Source organism: Roseovarius indicus, from assembly GCF_008728195.1.
In the GTDB taxonomy this organism is placed as follows: Bacteria; Pseudomonadota; Alphaproteobacteria; order Rhodobacterales; family Rhodobacteraceae; genus Roseovarius; species Roseovarius indicus.
The window spans coordinates 1063691-1083500 of record NZ_CP031598.1 but is presented as its reverse complement, the minus strand read 5'-3'; the positions used below and the strand labels follow the sequence as shown (position 1 = coordinate 1083500).

At 62.9% G+C, this 19810-nt stretch carries 14 protein-coding genes; 8 read left to right on the top strand and 6 right to left on the bottom strand.

Translation table 11 applies throughout. The features are described from left to right. Positions 1-2: 2 nt before the first annotated feature. From RIdsm_RS05090 to pdxR, 4 genes are all read right to left on the bottom strand, one after another. A complete protein-coding gene (locus RIdsm_RS05090; protein WP_057820136.1) occupies positions 3-1091 on the bottom strand; it encodes an ABC transporter ATP-binding protein in 1089 nt (362 codons plus the stop codon). A gap of 84 nt (positions 1092-1175) precedes the next feature. After that, entirely contained in the window at positions 1176-2219 is a 1044-nt protein-coding gene (locus RIdsm_RS05085; protein WP_057820138.1) for an ABC transporter substrate-binding protein, read from the bottom strand. A gap of 102 nt (positions 2220-2321) precedes the next feature. Further along, a complete protein-coding gene (locus RIdsm_RS05080) occupies positions 2322-3635 on the bottom strand; it encodes an NAD(P)/FAD-dependent oxidoreductase (RefSeq protein WP_057820141.1) in 1314 nt (437 codons plus the stop codon). 110 nt (positions 3636-3745) lie between these two features. Beyond that, positions 3746-5233, bottom strand: coding sequence for a MocR-like pyridoxine biosynthesis transcription factor PdxR (pdxR, locus tag RIdsm_RS05075; RefSeq protein WP_057820143.1), 1488 nt, complete (start codon positions 5231-5233; stop codon positions 3746-3748). A 111-nt stretch (positions 5234-5344) separates the two neighbouring features. On the opposite strand from pdxR, the gene RIdsm_RS05070 reads away from it, so the two are divergent. Then, complete coding sequence (locus tag RIdsm_RS05070) at positions 5345-6451, top strand: mandelate racemase/muconate lactonizing enzyme family protein (RefSeq protein ID WP_057820145.1); 1107 nt, start codon at positions 5345-5347, stop codon at positions 6449-6451. A gap of 15 nt (positions 6452-6466) precedes the next feature. Here the strand turns inward: RIdsm_RS05070 and RIdsm_RS05065 are convergent, their stop codons facing one another. Then, complete coding sequence (locus RIdsm_RS05065; protein WP_057820147.1) at positions 6467-8092, bottom strand: GMC family oxidoreductase; 1626 nt, start codon at positions 8090-8092, stop codon at positions 6467-6469. 116 nt (positions 8093-8208) lie between these two features. Here RIdsm_RS05065 and RIdsm_RS05060 point away from each other — a divergent pair, with 116 nt between their 5' ends. The 4 genes from RIdsm_RS05060 to RIdsm_RS05045 all read left to right on the top strand — a co-directional run bounded on the left by RIdsm_RS05060 (position 8209) and on the right by RIdsm_RS05045 (position 12384). Continuing rightward, on the top strand, positions 8209-9444 hold the full coding sequence (locus tag RIdsm_RS05060; RefSeq protein WP_057820149.1) for a TRAP transporter substrate-binding protein: 1236 nt from the start codon (positions 8209-8211) through the stop codon (positions 9442-9444). A gap of 112 nt (positions 9445-9556) precedes the next feature. Further along, positions 9557-10225, top strand: a complete 669-nt coding sequence (locus tag RIdsm_RS05055) for a TRAP transporter small permease (protein ID WP_057820151.1) — start codon at positions 9557-9559, stop codon at positions 10223-10225. A gap of 1 nt (position 10226) precedes the next feature. Beyond that, positions 10227-11591 (top strand): TRAP transporter large permease, encoded by a 1365-nt coding sequence (locus RIdsm_RS05050; RefSeq protein WP_057820153.1) that lies wholly within the window; start codon positions 10227-10229, stop codon positions 11589-11591. 13 nt (positions 11592-11604) lie between these two features. Beyond that, positions 11605-12384: an IclR family transcriptional regulator gene (locus RIdsm_RS05045; RefSeq protein ID WP_057820155.1), complete on the top strand. Its 780-nt coding sequence runs from the start codon at positions 11605-11607 to the stop codon at positions 12382-12384. Between the two features lie 55 nt (positions 12385-12439). Here the strand turns inward: RIdsm_RS05045 and RIdsm_RS05040 are convergent, their stop codons facing one another. Further along, positions 12440-13426 carry a LysR family transcriptional regulator gene (locus tag RIdsm_RS05040; RefSeq protein ID WP_082647514.1) on the bottom strand — a complete coding sequence of 329 codons (987 nt, stop codon included), beginning with the start codon at positions 13424-13426 and terminating at the stop codon, positions 12440-12442. A gap of 71 nt (positions 13427-13497) precedes the next feature. On the opposite strand from RIdsm_RS05040, the gene RIdsm_RS05035 reads away from it, so the two are divergent. From RIdsm_RS05035 to RIdsm_RS05025, 3 genes are read left to right on the top strand one after another with little or no spacing between them, the layout of a single operon-like run. Then, positions 13498-15027 carry a trimethylamine methyltransferase family protein gene (locus tag RIdsm_RS05035; RefSeq protein ID WP_057820157.1) on the top strand — a complete coding sequence of 510 codons (1530 nt, stop codon included), beginning with the start codon at positions 13498-13500 and terminating at the stop codon, positions 15025-15027. Continuing rightward, positions 15011-17401: a GcvT family protein gene (locus tag RIdsm_RS05030; protein ID WP_057820159.1), complete on the top strand. Its 2391-nt coding sequence runs from the start codon at positions 15011-15013 to the stop codon at positions 17399-17401. Before RIdsm_RS05035 ends, RIdsm_RS05030 begins: the two co-directional genes overlap by 17 nt. Next, a complete protein-coding gene (locus tag RIdsm_RS05025; protein ID WP_057820161.1) occupies positions 17398-19809 on the top strand; it encodes a GcvT family protein in 2412 nt (803 codons plus the stop codon). The genes RIdsm_RS05030 and RIdsm_RS05025 overlap by 4 nt, the downstream gene beginning before the upstream one ends. Position 19810 lies beyond the last annotated feature (1 nt).

Genomic DNA, 19810 nt, shown 5'->3' with positions numbered 1-19810 from the left:
GCTTACACCTCGCGCCCGTCGATGAGTACCGTGTCTTCGGTGGCCATTGTCAGTGTCACCTGATCTCCGACAGCGGGCAGCGACGTCGCCCGGTTGCCGCGCACCGCACCGCGCATGACGATCTGCTGACCATCCTGAAGGCGGGCGTGTAGCAGGAAGCTGTCGCCCTGGTAGACAACATCGCTGGCGGTGGCGGAGAAGTTGTTGGCACCCTCCACCGGACCGTCCTCTGACAGCAGGACACGCTCGGGACGGATCATAAGCTGGAGGTCGGGCGTCTCGGGCAAGTCGCCGCTATATCGCAGGGCCTTTTCACCATAGCGCACCTCTTTGCCGTCGCGAGTGACCGGCAGGAAGGTGGATTCGCCGATGAAGTCGGCCACGAAGCGGTTGGCCGGGCGTTCATAAAGGTCGCGCGGGGTGGAAAGCTGCATGATACGTCCGTGGTTCACCACGGCGATGCGGTCAGACATTGTCAGCGCCTCGCGCTGGTCGTGTGTGACGTAAACGGTCGTCATGCCAAGCTGTTCGTGCAGGTGGCGCAATTCGATCTGCATCTGGTCGCGCAGCTTCTTGTCGAGGGCCGATAGGGGTTCGTCCATCAACAGGATTCGCGGCTCGAACACGATGGCGCGGGCCACGGCCACCCGCTGTTTCTGGCCGCCGGAGAGCTGGTCTATGCGCCGGTCTCCGTAGCCGCCAAGCTGGACGGTTTCGAGGGCGCGTTCGACGCGGTCGGCGATTTCGTCCTTTGGACGTTTGCGCAGGCGGAGAGGGTAACCCACGTTGCCCGCCACGGTCATGTGCGGGAAAAGCGCGTAGCTCTGGAAGGTCATGCCCACGTCGCGCAGGTGCGGCGGTTTACGGATCACCTCGTCATCGCCGAATTTAAGGCTGCCGCAGTCGGGCCGCGTGAAGCCTGCCAAAACCATCAGCAGCGTCGTCTTGCCCGAGCCGGACGGGCCGAGCAGCGTAAGGAACTCGCCGCTCTTCACCTCGAGCGAGACGTCGTCGAGCGCGTTAACGGGCCCGTAGGTCTTGGTGACGTTCTGCACCGAAATCGGGAGTGCTTCCGTGGCTTTGGTCGTCAAGGCGATTACCCCTCGAAGTTAGGGTTGGCTGGTGCGGACGGGCGCCGCTTGCGGCGCCCGTCACTCGGGTTTTCGGCGAAACCCTTACTCGGTCAGCATTTCCTGGTACATCTCGGCAGCGACCTGCTCCCACTCGGCATACCATTCAAGCGAGATCGGCAGCTGCTTGGCGGCGTTTTCCGGAGAGGACGGCAGGCTTGCGGCCACCTCGTCGGAGATTTCCCCGGTCTCATAGGCTGCCTTGTTGGTCGGGCCATAGGTGATGTACTTCGGCAGGTCGTCCTGGTATTCCGGCTTCGAGATCTCGGCGAGGAATTCCATCGCGAGATCCTTGTTCGGCGCGCCCTTTGGAATGGCGAAGCAGTCATAGTCGAGCAGCGCCTGGTTGAAGGTGTAGGAGACCTTGCCGCCATCCTTGGCCGCGTTGTCGAAACGGCCGTTCCAGCCAGTGGTCATGTCGACCTCGCCATCCTTCATCAGCTGCGCGTGCTGCGCGCCTGACGACCAGTAGACCGCGATGTTGGGGCGCAACTCGCGGATCTTGTCGAGCGCGCGCTCGATGCCTTCCTCGGAGGAGAGGACCTCGTAGACATCCTCGGGCGCGACGCCGTCCGCCATCAGGGCTGGTTCGAGCGCGCCGGAAACGGTGTTGCGATAGGCCCGGGTGCCGGGAAACTTCTCGGTGTCGAAGAAATCCGCCCAGCTTTGCGGGCCATCCTCGCCATAGGTGTCGGTGTTCCACGCTGCCACGACCGAGAACACGTCGCCACCGACGCAATATTCGGAATAGAGCGACTCGTAGAAGTTCGACACGTCGATCACGTCGTAGTCGAGCGGTTCCAGAAGGCCTTCCGCCCCGGCACGTGCGGCCGACCCCGACCCGCTGGCCACGAGGTCATAGGTGACCTGACCGGTAGAGACCTGAAGGCGCACATCAGCCATGCCGCCATAGGTTTCCTGTTTCACGGTGATGCCCATCGCCTCGGACGCGGGCTCGAAAAGCGCCTTGCTCTGCGCTTCCTGATACGACCCGCCCCATGAGGCCACGGTGATTTCCTTGTCCTGGGCGAACGCGCTGGTCGTTGCCAGCAGCGAAACCGCGAGGGGCGCGGCGATTGAACGTTTCATTTTTGGTCCTCCTGTCAGATATTGATCTGCCGCGTTCGAGGCGGCCTTTGCCGGTTGTTTTTGTCTTTCGCAGGCTCGGCGCGCACCGGCGAAAATCTCTTGTCAGCCGTTCACGGCCCTCCGATATTGACGGGTGTCCATCCACCTGTACCAGGCAACCGCTGCGGGCAGAAACCAGGGTTTGCCGGTGTAGAGGGGGCGCGTAGGAAACGGCAGATCTTCGAAGGCGGTCTTGCCTTCGGCTTTGCCCAGAACCTTTTGTCCGGTGCGCATGCCAAGGTAGCTGGCCATCGAAACACCCGAGCCGCAATAGCCCATCGCGTAGTGAACGCCGTCATGAGTTCCCGCATGCGGAAGTTCATCGAAACTGTAGGCAACTGTGCCGGCCCATGAATGGGTGACCTCACGGCCTTTCAGCTGCGGGAAAATGCGGCACATGCTTTCGTAGAGCAGCGGGCCGCTGATCTTCGGGTCGGTCTCGGCCGCCGAGACGCGCCCCCCGAAGAGGATGCGCCTGCGATCGGGGGAAGCACGATAATAATACAGCACCTTGAAGGTATCGCTGGCGATCCGGTCGGTCGGGAACAACTCGTCCACCAGTGCTTCGGGCAGTTCTTCGGTCGCGATGATGTAACTGCCAATGGGGATCACCCGGCGTTGCTGCCAGGGGGTTAGGTTCGTGGTGTAGCCGTTGGTGGCAACGATAACGTCACGTGCTTCGACCCGCCCCTTCTCCGTGATGACGTTGAAGCCCTTAACCGTGCGCTCAATGGCGGTGACACGGCAGTTCCCGAGGATCCGGGCGCCTGCCTCGTCCGCAATTCGGAGCAGGCCGCGATGGTACTTGGCGGGATGCAACGAGCAATGCTTCGTAAAGACGACGCCGCCATGATAGGTATTCGTGCCCAGCTCCTTCTTCTGCTCGTCGCGCGGAACGACAAAGCTCTCGATGCCCTCCTGTGACCGGAGCTTTTCGGTGTCTCGGGCGAGGGTCTCGTAGCTCTCAGGCGTATGGGCGGCATGAAACCGGCCCACGTTGCGGAAGTCGCAATCTATCTCTTCACCGCGCACGAAATCCTCGATCCACGATAGTGCAGAACTCCCCTCGCCGCGGATAGCGCGGGCCTTCTGCTCGCCGAATTTCGCCGTGAGCTTTTCCAGAGTTGGTTTGATGCTGGTACTGATCTGCCCGCCGTTTCGGGTGCTGCAGCCATATCCGGGGTCATCAGCGTCGAGCACGAGCGTCGACCGCCCGCCCCTAGCCGTTTCGATGGCCGCATTCAGGCCGGTATAACCGGAGCCGACGATCAGCACGTCCGTGGATGCGGGCAGGTCGCCCGAAAATTCGGGCGCTGGCCCGACATCGTCGAGCCAGTAGACTTGATGGTTCGGTGCATGCGATGTCGTGCGGACCATCGGCTTCCTCCAGGCACGCAAAGATAGGGCGAGAGCCGCCTTGCGCGGGTTATCAGCAAAAACGCTAGGCCACGATTGGCCCTTACTTCATATCCAATTTGACAAATTGGTCAGACCAATTTCCCACGCCAGGCTGGCAGGTCGCGAATTGCCTCGATGCCACGATGGATATCTTCGGGCGCGACGCTGCCGAAGCCAAAGACAAGCCCGGTTTCCCTGATTGGGTCAAGGCAGTAGCGCGACAGCGGCGCAAGGGTGACGCCTTTTTCGGCAGCCTGGGCCACGAGTGCCTGCTCATCGACGTTGCCGGTGATGAAGGCGGGGGTATGAAACCCGCTGGCGGTTTGCTGAAGCGAAACGCAGTCCGGCAGCGATTGCGACGCTTCAACCAGCGCATCGTGCCGCGCCTTGTAAAGACGTCGCATCAGCCGGATATGCGTGGCGAAATGACCTTCATCCATGAAGTCGGCCACGATCGCCTGGGTCGCCGTCGGCGGGCCACTGGCCCAGAACTGGAACATCTTGTCGAAGACATCCGTCATCCGTTCCGGGACCAACACGAAGCCCAGTCGAAGTGACGGGAACAATGATTTCGAAAACGTGCCGACATAGAGCACACGACCGAAATTGTCGGTACCGCGCAGGGCAGGCTGCGCAGCGCTGCCGTAATAGAATTCGCCATCATAGTCGTCTTCGATGATAAGCGCCTGCGCCTCCTCGGCAGCCTGGAGAAGCTCGAACCGCCGGGTCAAAGACATGACATGCCCCAGAGGCTGCTGGTGAGAGGGGGTTACGAAGGCAAGACGGAAATGCGGGGCCTTGGCAAGGCCGTCGGAGACGACCAACCCCTCTTCATCCACGTCGACAGGCACAAGCTCCGCACCTTCCGACAAAAGTGCGTTCCGCGCGCCGGAGGCCCCGGGGTTCTCCATCCACACCCTGTCACCCGGGTTGAGCAGAAGCCTTCCGATCAGCGAAAACGCGTGTTGTGCGCCACAGGTAATGAAGATCTGTTCGTGATGGCATCGTATCCCCTTGAGAGCGCTGAGATGGGTGGCGATGGCGCGGCGCAGCGCTTCCAGCCCCTTGGGTTGGCCGTAGCCCATGACATCGCTGCGCGCTCCGCGCAGATGGCGGGCGGAAAGGCGTGACCAGTGCGCAATTGGAAAGGCGTCGAGCGCCGGCAGGGCGGTCACGAACGCACGCGGTTCGTGCGGCAGCCACGTGCGATTGGCATAATTTTTTTCGGCGTGGCTGATAGCATATGACAAGCGCGGGTTGGGGCCGGTATGGGGGGCGTCGGGCGGGGCGACCGGCGGGCGCTGGTGTTCCAGCGTTTCGCTGACGAAGGTGCCCGCGCCCACGCGGGACACGAGCATGCCCTCCGAAACCAGCCGGTCGATGGCGTCGATCACCGTGGTCCGCGAGACGCCCGCCTCCTTGGCCAGCGTGCGGGTCGCCGGCAAACGCTCGCCGGGCGGAAGGCCCCCTGTAAGCAAGATGTCCCGAAGCGACATGTAAAGCTGCACGCTGACGGATTTGCGCGAATTGCGATCGATATGGATGGACGATAGCAGCGCCCCGGCAGCGTGTTTCATGGGTCTCCAAACCAATTGGTCTGACCAACTTGCCGAAATGGATATACAGAACCGGCCAATTATTATCCAGCCTGCAATCCGATACATACCCTCAAGGCCCGGTCTGACCCGATGAAACTGAAAAAACTCGAGACATTCACCGACAGCTTTATTTGTTTCGTGCGGGCCACCGCAGAAGACGGGGCCGAAGGCTGGGGACAGGTTGCGCCCTATTGCGCAGATATCACCGCACAGGTGCTGCACCGGCAGGTCGCCCCACATGCGCTGGGGATGGATTGCGGCAATATCGACGAGATGCTCGACATCGTGCGCGACCGCGAACACAAATTTCCCGGCTCCTACGTGCGTCGCGCGATGGGCGGGGTCGACACGGCGATTTGGGACATGCGCGGCAAACAGGAGGGCAAACCCGTCTGCGAGCTGATCGGCGGGACGCCCGGCGAGATCAGGGCCTATGCCTCGTCGATGAAGCGGGACATCACGCCGAAGGACGAAGCCGAGCGGTTCCTTCGGCTGCGCGACGCCCACGGGTTCGACGCCTTCAAGTTCCGTATTGGCGCAGAGGTCGGCCGCGACACGGATGAATGGGAGGGCCGAACAGAAGAAATCGTACCAGCGATCCGGGAGGCCCTTGGCGACGCGCCGGCGCTGCTTGTCGACGCCAATTCCTGCTATTCGCCGGCGAAAGCCATCGAAGTCGGCAAGTTGCTACAGGATAACGGAATTTCCCACTACGAAGAGCCCTGCCCCTATTGGGAGTTCGAGCAAACCAAGCAGGTCACGGATGCGCTGGAAATCGATGTCTGCGGCGGCGAGCAGGATTGCATGATGGCCAACTGGAAAGGCATGATAGACGGACGGATCGTCGACGTGCTGCAGCCGGATGTGCTTTACCTCGGCGGTATCGCCCGGACGCTACGGGTGGCTCGAATGGCCGAGGCGGCGGGGATGCCGGTGACGCCTCATGCTGCGAACATGTCGCTGGTCACTTTGTTCACGATGCACCTGCTGCGGGCGATCCCCAACGCCGGGAAATACCTCGAGTTTTCGATCGAGGAGGAGGATTACTATCCTTGGCAGTACGGACTGTACCTGAATGACCCTTACGAGGTGTCAGGGGGCCAGGTGACGGTGACGGATGCACCGGGCTGGGGCGTGGAGATCTCCCCCGACTGGCTGGACCGGGCGGAATACCAGATCAGCGAACTGGAGGGGTGATCGCGAAGCCGGGGGTCAAGCCGAAGCGATACCCTGCTTGCGGTCGTCCAGGATCATATCGGAGGCTTTTTCGCCAATCATGATGGCTGGTGCGTTCGTGTTGCCGGACACGATTTCCGGCATGATCGAACAATCGGCGACACGAAGCCCGGCGATGCCATGAACCCGCAAGCGTGAATCGACGACGGCATCGCTGCCAAGGCCCATCTTACAGGTGCCGGTGGGGTGATAGATCGTCGTCGAGTTATTGCGCGCCCAGTCGAGCGTGCCCTCGTAATCGTCCATGTCGAGCGTGTCGTCCGGACGAAACTCTTCGGAAATCTTGTGGCTGAGCGGTTCGCATCGGGCAATGCGCCGGGCAATGTTGATGCCTTCGACGATCGTGCGGCAGTCGGCTTCGGTCGACAGATAATTCGGGTGGATTCTCGGGTGCGTCGACGGATCGGCACTCGCCAGCCGAATTTCGCCGCGACTTTCTGGCCGCAACTGGCAGACGGACATGGTGAAGGCGGAAAACGGATGAACACCCGCCCCCGGACTGTCCGCAGACCAGGGCTGGACGTGAAACTGGATATCCGGGGTCTCCACATGATCGCCGGTCCGCATGAACCCGGTTGCCAGGCTGGCGGCCATGGCCATCGGGCCAGATCGGAACATGGCGTATTTGAGCGCAATCCGGGCCTTGTTGGTCAGGCTGCGCACCTCGTCATTCAACGTGGGCTCGTTGCATTTGAAGACAAGCCGGGCCTGCAGATGGTCCTGCATGTTCTTGCCCACGGCAGGGAGATCGCGAAGAACGTCTATCCCGTGCTCCTTGAGCTGCGCGGCTTCACCAATGCCGGAAACCATGAGAAGCTGCGGCGACCCGATGGCGCCCGATGACACGATGACTTCGACGCCGGCGCGCACGATCTGCTCGGTCCCGGCACCGTCGCGGTAGGCAACGCCGGTGGCGCGGGTACCATCGAACAAGATCCGGCTGGCCTGCGCGCGGGTAAGGATTGTCAGGTTAGGGCGATTGCGGATCGGGTTCAGAAACGCAACCGCGGCGGAACAACGGCGACCGTTGCGCGCCGTAAGCTGGAAATAGCCCACCCCTTCCTGCGCCGCGCCGTTGTAGTCGCTGTTGAACGGGTAGCCAGCCTCCTGCGCAGCGGCGACCCAGGCATCGCAGATCGGCCGTTGCAGCCGCATGTTCGACACCGAAAGCGGGCCCTGGTCACCATGAAACTCGTCGGCTCCGCGCTCCTGGTTCTCGGAGCGCTTGAAGAGGGGCAGCACGTGGTCCCACCCCCAGCCGGCGTTCCCCATCTGCTGCCAGCGGTCGTAATCCTGCGGTTGGCCGCGAACATAGAGCAATCCGTTCAGAGAGGATGAGCCGCCAAGCACCTTGCCCCGGGGCCAGTCGAGCCGGCGGCCGTTGAGCCCTGGATCGGGTTCCGTTCGGTAGCACCAGTCGACCGAGGGGTTGTGCATCGTCTTGAAATAACCGACCGGAATATGGATCCAGGGATTCCAGTCTCGCCCGCCCGCCTCCATCAGCACGACCTTGATCGAAGGGTCTTTGGAGAGACGATTCGCCAGAACGCAGCCCGCCGAGCCCGCGCCGACGATCACGTAATCTGCTGACAATTCGGGCATTTACGGGCGTCCTCTTCCAAACATTACGCAGCGAAAAGATTTTTCTTGCCAGATCGAACATAGGTCGACCAATATTGAGACTGCAAGTATCAAAAAATACGATTTGGGAGGAGACCATGAAAGTATCCAATGCCCTGAGCGGGATCACCCGCCGGGACCTGTTCCGCTTATCGGGACAGTTCGGCATGTCGTCGGTGCTGTTGGGCGCGGGAGCGTTCGCGGGGGCGGCCAGCCTGCCGTCGCTGGCCAAAGCGGCAGAGAGCACATACGAAAAACGATTCAAGAACGAGCCCAAGCACACGCTCAAGATGGGCGCCTCGGGGTTCAACTCGCGGAACCTGCTGATCGAACGGATGGGCGCGCTGGAATTCTGCCGCGACCTGGAAGAACGCACCGAGGGGGAAATCCGCGTCGAATTCATCGGCGACAACCAGATCTGCGGCCAGCTCTCCTGTGTCGAGAAAACCCAGCTGGGCGTGGTCGACATGTACGCGGCCTCGACCCAGAACTCTGCGGGCGGCGCGCCCTACCTTAACGTACTCGACTACGCCTACATGTTCCCGACCCGGGCATCGCAGTACCATTTCCTCTACAGCCCGGAATCCATGAAGCTCCTGCGCGAGCCGCTGGAAAAGCGCCACGGATTGAAATTCCTGTTCAGCCACTGTGAGCTGCGCGGGCTTCAGATGGGTCAGTCGTTCGCCGACAAGCCTACGGTGACCAAGCTTGAAGAACTGTTCGGCACCAAGAACCGGGTGACCGGTACGCAGTTGGGCCGCATCGCGATGCAGCTTCTGAACCTCAACCCGGTGCCTGTCGCGTGGGAGGAGACGCTCGACGGGCTCAAGCAAGGCCTGATCGATGGTGCGGAGACTTGGGCCTCGGCCGTGGCCTATGCCAACATGTCGCCGGTGGTCAGCCAGTCGGTCGACTTGAAGTTCTTCTGCGGCACCGAACATACCTCGATGTCGGCGAAGGTCTTCGACGAGATGGAGCCGCACTTGCAGGACGCTATCATGGAATCCTCGTACTGGGCACAGGCCCATGTGCAGGCGGCGAACGAGGCTGCGCTGGTCAAGACCGTCGGCTTCTCGGATCCTCAATTGCCCGACACCATCTTCGTGCGCGACAACGTGCGCCCGGCCTTCCTTCCGGAAGACCAGATCAAGATGGCCGAGGAAATGTGCTCGCCCGAGTTCAACCCCGAGCCCTGGGCGCAGTGGCGCGAGCGTCTCAACAACTGGGCCGGCGGCCTCGACACCTACCAGGAGATCTACGACGTGGCGCGGCAGATCCCGCAGGATACCAAGCCCGAGAACGTCGAGCCGCGGCGCTGGTGGCGTTCGGCATAAGTTGCTACCGTAAAGCTTAGATCCGGGCCGCTCGAATAACGGGCGGCCCGGCGTACCTCACGCGGCGCAAAAGACCGCGGAGACTAATGACAGCCCAAAGGGAGGAACAGGGATGTCCGGCTTGTTCGATGGGGCGGGAGAAATTCTGAGCGCCCTCGCCGCAGGCGATTCATGGATGCTGAGCGAGGCAATGCGCAACCCGGCAATCTGGCCGATGGGCCTGGTCGCGATGCTGGCAGCGGCGGTTCTGATCCTGATCGTGTACCGGGTGAGCCCGTGGTTCGAGCGCAATTTCGAGTCGACCGTGATGGTCGTCTCCTACCTCGCCATCGGCGGCATCATCTTTGTCGAGGTCTTTCGCCGCTTCGTACTGTCTCAACAGGCGCCTTGGTCGACCACGCTGCCGCCGTTCCTGTTTCTCATCATGACGTGGTTCGGCTGCAGCTATAACGTCAAGCTTCGCACGCACCTTGCCTTTGCCGAATTCCGCACGGCCATGCCCCGCGCCGGCCAGATGGCCTGCCTGTTGCTCGATACGGTGCTGTGGATCGTGTTTTCATGGGTCGTGGTCGTCACGTCGACTCGGGTGGTGGCCAACTCCGCCTCGAACTTCCAGATCATGCTGGGCACCGACAACATCATGCAGTGGTGGTTCCTGATCTCGGTACCGCTGGCCTTTACCGTCCTCGTGGCGCGGGTGCTGGAAAACCTGCTCGAGGATATCGCCAACTTCCGAAGCGGGGAACCGCTTCTCAGACAAGCCGTCATCGGCGGAGACTGACATGAGCGATCCGGCCATCATCACGCTCATCTCCCTCGGGGTCACCTTCCTCTTCATGCTGGGCGTGCCCGTCTTCCTCGTCATCGGTTACTGGGTACTCGGCATGTCGTTTCTTCTAGAGATGCCGCTCGACAATATCGGGGCCGCTCTGGCGGATGTGTTCACCGACGGCTTTGCCCTGCTGGCCATGCCGCTTTTCATTCTGACCGGTGACCTGATCAATCGTTCCGGCATTGCCCGAAGGCTCAGCGATTTCGCCTATTCGTGCCTCGGCTGGATCCGGGGCGGGCTGGCGATGGCGTCGCTGGGCGCCTGCGGGCTTTTCGCCGCGATTTCCGGCTCCAACTCGGCCACGACCGCGACGATCGGCTCGATGTTGCATCCCGAGATGGTGAAAGGCGGCTATGACGAACGCTTCTCGGCCGCCACCGCCGCGGCGGGCGGCACGGTCGGTATCATCATCCCGCCCTCGATCATTTTCATTGTTTACGGCTTCCTTCTCAACCTGCCGATCTCCGACCTCTTCGTCGCCGGCATCATTCCCGGCACCATGATGGTGGGCGGGATGATGGTCGCCTGCTTCCTCGTGTGCTGGAAGAACGGCTGGGGTTACCTGATCGCACTGAGCCCACTGCGCGTGATCAAGACGGCTGTCGGTGCGTGGTTGGGCTTCTTCGCCATCGGCCTTGTGCTCTGGGGCATCTACACCGGCAAGTTCTCCCCTACCGAGGCGGCAGGGGTCACAGTGGGATTCTGCGTGATTGTGGGCTTCCTCTGCCTGCCACTGCACCGGCTCATCGTCGGGAAGGATGACCGGGACAAGGACGTAGCCGAAAAGTCGATCTCGCAGATGCTGGTGGTGCGCGGGTTCGGGCCGCTGGAGCTTCCGTCGATCACCATGCGTTCGGCTCAGATCACCGGAATTCTCGCGCCGCTGATCGCCGTGTCGGTTGTCATGCAGCAAATCCTTTCGGTCCTCGGCGCACAGGAAGTGATCGGGGGGTTCGTGACATCCATGGGCGGCTATCACGCCGTGCTCTTCACCTCGATGGCGATCGTCTTCGTGCTCGGGATGGTGCTGGAAAGCCTTCCGGTGACGATCATCCTGGCTCCTATCCTCGCACCCGTCGCGCACTCGGTGGGGGTTGAGCCGGTGCAGTTCGCGGTCGTGTTCCTGGTGGGCGCCTCGATCGGCTTCATCACGCCACCCTATGGGCTCAACCTCTACGTGGCCTCGGGCGTGACCGGAGTGCCGTACTTCCGGTTGTTGCGATATTCCCTCGTCTATCTTATTGCCCTGATCGCGGTCTGGATCATCGTGGCGTTGGTGCCGGTGCTCTCGACTGCGCTGTTGCCGCAACGATGAAGTAGACGAACCGATGGATGGGGAAAAAACCGGCTCGATCCCGACCAACCTGAGATTGCTGATGGTGATCGAACAGATCGCCAGGGCCGGGGTTCCGGTAACGCCGACCGAGGTAAACGCTCAGATCGGCCTGCCGAAACCCACGATCCACCGGCTGTTCAGCACGCTGGAGGAAGAAGGTTTTCTTCAACGGGACTTGGACGGTCGCACCTATTCGCCCGGCCCGCGCCTGAGAGACATGGCGGGTGGCATCCTGTCCTCACTGCGTATCCGCACCGCGCGGCAGGCCGTGCTCAAACAGGTAAGCCGGGAAATCGGCGAGACCTGCAACATCGCCCTCCCCGACCGGGATTCCATGACCTATCTCGAGCGGGTCGAAACGGAATGGCCCCTGCGCATCCAGTTGCCCATAGGCACCCGGGTGCCGTTCTACTGCACCGCCAGCGGCAAGATGTACCTGGGATCGTTGGCAGAGAACCACCTGAAGACATATCTCGCGGCGACCAGGCTGGAACGTCGGACACCGAACACGATAACCGACCCCGACACGCTCTTCGAAGAGATCCGCGAGGTGCGCGAGGTTGGCTACGCGCTTGATCGCGAAGAATTCATGGAAGACATGATTGCCCTCGCCGTGCCCGTACAGGACACCAATCAGCGCCTAATGGCTACGCTATCGTTCCACGCACCGACCCAGCGCTTCGACATCGCCCGGGCGCTGGAGTATCTCGAACCTCTGAAGGCAGCGGCCAGAGACCTGTCAAAGCTGATAACTGACACCGAAGCCTCCTGACCGCAACAGCCCTGAAACCGCCTTTTCTGGGCCGGGAAAAGGCGCGGCAGATCGCTCAATCAAACTCTTCCAGGCTCACCGCCTCGCGGCCGACCTGCCCCATCTGCTGGTCGATCTGCGCCGCCAATTCACGCGATGCCAACGCCGCAAGCCGGGCCGGCAGGGCATCGAGATCTCCGGACCGCGCAACGACCTTGATGGAGCGCGAGAACCCCGGCCCCGGCAACGGCCGCACGATCAGCGGCATCCGCTCGACGAACCCGTCGATCAGGAGACTGGGGGTGAGGATGGTAAAGCCCAGACCTTCGGCCACGCAGGCGGTCACCATGCTCGACCGGTCCGCCTGGATCACCCGCGGCGCCGTCAGCTTGAGCCGGCGAAGATGCTGTTCCGTTCGCCGCCCGACGCTTGTCGTGGCCGCAAATCGCACCAGCGGCAAGTGTGCAAGTATGTCCTGCAGGCGACGTGCCGGCCCGTCATAGCTTTGCGGCAGGACAAGCAGGAAATTCTCGGTCAGCACGTCATGCCGCTCCAGCCCGTCCATGTCATAGAACGGGTTCGAGGTAATCACCAGGTCGGCCCGCTTCGTGCGCAAAAGGGTTTCATGGTCACCGCTCTGTCCTGCATGCAACGTCAGGTCTTCGACAGAGACTTCCGACTTCAACAGCCTGACCAGGGGCGGCGTCAGCGTCGTGGCGATCGACGCCAGCATCCCGATGCGCAGCACGCTGATCGGCTGCGGACCCTCGTGACGCATGGAGGTGGCGAGGTCTTCGACCGAGTTGAGGATGCGCTGCGCATGACGCAGGCAAAGTTCGCCCGCCTGTGTCAACCGCACCGGCCGCACCGTACGGTCGATGAGCCTTGCGTCACAGGCATCCTCGAGCGAGGCAAGCTGTTGCGAGGCGGCCGATTGCGTCATTCCCATCAGCCGCGCTGCCTGGGTGAACTGACGGGTTTCCGCAATTGCGACAAAGACTTCCAGCGCCGTCAGAAGGTTCTTGTCCGACGCAAGCCGGGTGGTGAGTTTCGGCGACTTCATTAGAGTTCCTAATAGTGTCGCGTTTTCATTGCCGCACACGAGGGATTTTGTCCATCCTTCCTCCAACATCAATGGAGGTTGTCGTGACACGGAGAGGCAAGCGGCGTAGCGAGGAGGCCAGGGCGGGGTCACCGCGCGCGCCGTATCTCGACCGCCATGTCGGACCGCTCCCGATCCTGTCGGAGGAAGGTCTTCAGATCATCGAGGCCAATGCCGACTGTATCCTGGCCGAAACGGGCATGGAGTTTCGCGACGACCCCGAAATCCTTCAGATCTTTGCCGAGGCCGGCTGCGATGTCGATGGAGAGCGCGTCCGCTTCGCCTCCGGCTTCTGCCGCAAGATCATTCAGGCCACCGCGCCTTCGCAATTCACTCAGCACGCGCGCAACCCGGAAAACACCGTTCGGATCGGCGGCAGCGCCTCGGTGTTCTGCCCGTCCTGGGGCCCACCCTTCGTGCATGACCTCGACATGGGGCGGCGCTACGCGACCTATGACGATTTCACAAACCTCGTGAAGCTGCACCAGACGATCCCGTGGCTGCACCATTCCGGCGGGGTCGTCTGCGAACCGGTCGATCTGCCGGCAAACAAACGGCATCTGGACATGCTCTATGCCCATATCCGGTGGTCCGACCGGCCCTTCATGGGCGCCTTCCTCGGGGCCGAGCGCGCAGGACACGCAATCGACATGGCACGGATTCTCTTCGGCGAGGCCTACGTGGCCGAAAATCCGGTACTATACTGCGTTTCCAATACCAACGCGCCGCTCGTGATGGATTCCCACATGTCCGGCGCGCTCAAGACATATGCCCGCGCGGGCCAGCCCGTCGCCTGCACACCGTGGACCCTGGCCGGCGCGATGAGCCCCTCGACCGTGGCGGGAACACTGGCGCAGGTGCTGGCCGAGGCGCTTGCAAGCCTCACGCTGGTGCAACTCGTCAACCCAGGCGCACCCTGCCTCATGGGCTCCTTTGCCTCGACCATGTCGATGCAGTCCGGCGCCCCCACGTTCGGCACACCGGAAGCCGGCCAGATGATCCTGGCAGCCGGGCAGCTGGCCCGCCGGCTGGGCGTGCCGCTTCATTCGGTCGGTACGCTTTCAGCCTCGAAACTGCCCGATGCGCAAAGCCAGCAAGAAGCGACTTGGGGCTTGATGATGGCGCTGTTCGCCGGGGTCAACGTCATCAACCACGCAACCGGCTGGCTGGAAGGCGGGCTTGTCACCGGTTTCGAGAAGACGATGATCGACGCCGATCTTTGCGGCAAGATGATGCGGTTCTTCGCTGGAATCGACCTGTCCGAGAACGCACAAGCTATGGCGGCCATCGCCGCAACGGGACCGGGCCAGCATTTCCTTGGCTCCGAGCACACGCAAGCCAACTTCCTATCGGCGCTCTTCCGACCGGACCTGCCCGACAACAACTCTTTCGAACAATGGCAGGCGGCCGGAAGCCTCGACATGGCCCAGCGCGCCAACGCGCTCTGGAAGTCGCGGCTCGACACCTACGAAGACCCCGGCCTCGATCCGGCGATCGACGACGCGCTGAAGGACTACATCGCGCAGCGCAAACTGGAGGTCGCCGATGCCGACTACTTCTGAGACGCGTGGAATCGTCATCATCGGCGGCGGTGCGGTCGGTCTTTCGCTGGCCTACCACCTCGCCCGGCTGGGGGCCGAGGACGTACTGCTGCTCGAACGCAACCAGCTGACGTCCGGCACGAGCTGGCATGCCGCCGGCATCGTCGGGCCGCTGAGGGCAACGCCCAACATGACACGGCTGGCGATGTATGCCGGAGAACTCTTCCCGCGACTGGAGCAGGAAACCGGCCTCTCCACCGGGTATCGTGTCACCGGTGGGTATTGGCTGGCAAAGCTCCCAGAGCGGATGGACGAGCTGCACCGCATCGCGGCACTCGGGCGGCATTTCGGCCTTTCACCCGAGATGATGACGACCGACGAGCTCGGATCGGCCCTGCCGTGCCTGTCCACGAAAAACCTGCATGGCGCCATGGCCGTCGCCGAGGACGCCAGCGTAAATCCGGTCGATCTGTGCATGGCCTATGCCCGGGCGGCCAGATCGATGGGCGTTGAAATCCGCGAGAACAATGGCGTTGCCCGGCTTTTGACGGAAGGCGGACGCGTATATGGCGTGGGCTTGGAGGACGATACTGAGATCCGCGCCGGCCAGGTCGCCCTCTGCTGCGGCGCCTGGTCCAAGCGGCTGGCCGAAACGGCAAACGTCGCCCTGCCCTTGCAGCCGGTCGAGCACATGTATGTCGTCACCGAGCCGCGCCCCGAGTTCGAAGGTTTCCCCGTGCTGCGCGATCTCGACTCCGGTGTCTACATCAAGGGCGATACCGGCAAGCTGGTGATCGGTGGCTTCGAACCGGATGCGAAATGCTGGAATCCCGATGGCCCCGAGGGCAACCGCCCCTTTCTCGAACTGCCCGAAGACTGGGATCAGTTCACACCGTTCATGGAAGCTGCCCTTGACCTGATCCCCTCACTGGAAGACACCGGCATTCAGCATTTCATGAACGGCCCCGAGAGCTTCACCGCCGACACGCGGCCGTTGATCGGTGCCGCGCCCGGGGTGGATGGCCTCTACGTTGCGGCAGGCATGAATTCGGTCGGCGTGATGTCATCGGCCGGGGTCGGCCGCCTTCTCGCAGGTTGGATGCAAGACGGCCAGCCGCCCATGGATGCCTGGGAGGTCGACATCGCTCGCGTCGATCCCCTTTCCGCAGATCCGGCGCACATGGCGACGCGGATGAAAGAGGCCGTGGCCGACCTCTTCACCCTGCACTGGCCCTACAAGCAGCCAAAGGCCGGTCGCGATCTGCGCCGTTCGGCCCTGCATGACCACTGGCAGGCGCAAGGCGCGGTGTTCGGCCTGACGGCCGGATGGGAACGCGGGCTATGGTATGCCGAGAGCGAGCAGGAACGCGCCCTGCCCTACTCCATCGGAGATCAACCATGGTGGCCCATCGCAACCCGCGAAGCGGCGCGTATGGAAACCGGAACGGTCCTGCTGGACCTTTCGCCATTTACCAAGCTCAGGGTCGAAGGCCGCGACGCGCTGAAACAGCTCAACAGCCTCTGCCCGGCACAGTTGAATGTGAACGAGGACCGCGCCGTCTACACCCAATTCCTCAACGCCAAGGGCGGGATCGAGGTCGAAGCCACCGTCACCCGCCCGGGCCCCGAGATGGTCGAGATCACCACAGGCGCCGCGACCCGCTGGCGTGACCATGCGTTCTTTCGGCGTGCGCTGGACGGCGTCGCGCTGACCGACATTACAGAGGAATTCTGCGTGGTCGGCGTGATGGGCGCCGGAAGCCGTGACACTCTGCGTGGCATTGCGCAGGATTGGCCAGATATGCCTTTCGGTCATACGCGCACCGTAACCGTGGCCGGCGTCGAAACCATCGCCACCAGACTGAGCTTCGTCGGCGAACTCGGTTGGGAACTGCGCGTGCGCAACGAAGACGCCCCGGCGCTTTTCGACGCCCTGACGGGCACCGGCGCAAAACCTATGGGTCATTACGCGCTTGACGGATGCCGGATTGAAAAGGGCTTCGTGCACTGGGGGCACGACATTGGCCCCGAGATCACTCCGCTCGAGGCGGGCCTGGGGTTCAACATCGACTGGTCGAAGGACTTCACTGGCAAGGCGGCGCTCGAGGCGCAGCGTGAGGGTCTTTCCCGACGCCTCGTGCTTTGCGAGGTCGAGGGCAGTCCGCTTGTCCTGCACGACGAACCCGTCTGGGAAAACGGCCGCGTTGTCGGCCTCACAACCTCGGGCGCGCGGGGCCCGCGCACTGGCTTGACGTTGGCGTTCACGCTGGTCGAGGTGACGAAAACCCCGATGAAAGACAGGCACTTCGAGATCGAAATCGCGGGCGAATGGTACAGGGCCACGCCTCTGACCCAGCCGCCCTACGACCCCAAAGGCAAAAGGATGCGCGCATGAGCGATGTGCAGGTTCTCATCATCGGCGGCGGCGCTATGGGCGTTTCGCTGGCCTATCACCTGGGCAAGGCCGGCTGGTCCGACGTGGTGCTGACCGAAAAGAACGATCTCACCCACGGCTCGACTTGGCATGCGGCCGGGCTTTGCACCCATTTCGCGCACAACGCGACCATTCAGGAGTTCCGCGCCACCTCCGTTCGCCTCTACCGCGACATTCTGCCAGAGGAGACAGGTCAAGGCTGCGGCTTTCACCCTTCCGGCGCCATGCGCGTCACCCGCAACCCCGACAGGATGGACGAGTTCCGCCATGTGGCAGGCCTTTCGGATTTCACCGGCTACCCACTGGAAATCCTGACGCCCAAGCGCATCGCGGAATTGTACCCCCTGGCCTCCCTCGAGGGGCTTCTGGGCGGGATCTATGAACCCGACGATGGCCATGTAGATCCGACGCTCGCCACTCAGGCCATGGCCACGGGCGCGAAGGCACGCGGCGTCAGTTTTTTCCGGCAGAACCCCGTCACGTCGATCACCCGGGAAGACGGGATCTGGCGCGTGGAAACGCCGAAAGAAACCTTCCGCGCCCGCCATCTCGTCAACGCCGCCGGCACATGGGGCTGGGAGATTGGGCACATGATGGGGCTCAACATCCCGTCTGTCCCGGTCCTGCACCAGTATCTCGTGACCGACACGGTTCCAGCCGTCGCCGACCGTATCGCGCAAGGACTGCCCGAGCTGCCCATGATCCGCGACCCCGAGGAAAGCTGGTATCTGCGGCAGGAGCGCGACGGGCTGATCCTGGGCCCGTATGAGAAGGAAGCACAGGTCTGGTCGGTCGACGGTGTACCCCCCGATTTCGGCGCCGAACTGATGCCGCCCGATCTCGACCGGGTCGAGCATATCATCGAGGCGGCGATGGCGCGTGTTCCGGCGCTTGAAACCGGCGGGGTCAAATCTGTCATCAACGGGCCGATCACCTTCACGCCCGACGCCAATCCGCTGATCGGACCCGCACACGGTATCGAGAACGGCTGGCTGCTCACCGGCTCGTCGATGGGCGTGATGGAAGGCGGCGGCGCGGGCTGGTTCCTGGCTCATTGGATGACCCACGGCGCTCCGCCGATGGATGCGCTGGCGGTCGACTCCCGCCGCTTCGGGTCCTGGGCCGATCGTGACTACCGCGTCGCCAAGGCCATCGAGTGCTTCGGCCTGCAATTCGGCGTGCATTACCCGTTCGAGGAACGCCCGGCCGGGCGCGGCCTGCGCCTGTCGCCACTGCACGACCGGATGCTGGCCCGAGGCGCCATCATGGGCGCAGCGCACGGGTGGGAACGGCCCAACTGGTTCTCCGACAAGCCCGGCGACGTGGCCCATGAAAGCTTCCAGCGCACCAACTGGTTCGACCCGGTGGCACGCGAGGTCGAGTGCGTGACCAACCGGGTGGCGTTGGCCGACCTTTCGGTGTTCTCCAAATTCGAGGTGACCGGGCCGGGCACTGCAGATTTCCTCGAAACGCTTGGCGCCAACCGCCCCCCTGCCCGGGGTCGTGTGGGGCTGATCCATGCCCTGACACCCGCGGGCGGTGTGGTGTCGGAATTTTCGGTCGCTCGGCTGGCCGATGACGCCGCTTATCTCAACAGTGCGGCCGCGGCCGAGGAGATGGATCACGACCTGCTCACGGCCCATGCCGCAAAGCACGATGTCCGCCTCCGAAACGTCACCGAAGAGATCGGCGTGATTGGCCTTATGGGGCCGCAATCCCGATCGGTTCTGGCGTCGCTCAGCGATGCTGACCTAGGCACCGGCTTCCCTTGGCTGTCGGTGCGGGAGATTACCGTTGCCGGCGTCACCTTGCGGGCCATGCGGGTCTCCTATGTCGGCGAGCTGGGCTGGGAGCTTCACGCCCGCGCCGCCGACCTGCCCGGGTTGTTCGATGCGCTGGAGGAGGCAGGCAAGCCGCACGGCATTGGGTTTTACGGCGCCTACGCCGCCGGCTCCATGCGCCTCGAAAAAGGATACCGGGGGTGGGGCGGCGACCTGACAAGCGAGCGCACCCCCGATGAAGCGGGCCTTGGCTACCTGATCCGCACCGATGGCCGTGACTTCCCGGGTCGCGATGCACTGTTGCAGCGGATGGACAAGCCCGACCGCTGGGAAATGGTGCTGCTCAGCCTCGACAGCGGTACGCTCGACCCGTTCTACGCCCACACCGTACGGCACGAGGGACAACCCGTCGGCATCGTCACGTCCGGCGCATACGGCCACCGCACCGGGCTGACGCTCGCCTTGGCCTACCTGCGCACGCGCGGCCTGCGCGAGGGGCTGACCGTCGATATCCTCGGCCAGCGTTTCGACGCCACGGTCCTCGACCGCCCGCCATTCGACCCCGACAATACCCGACTGCGATCCTGAA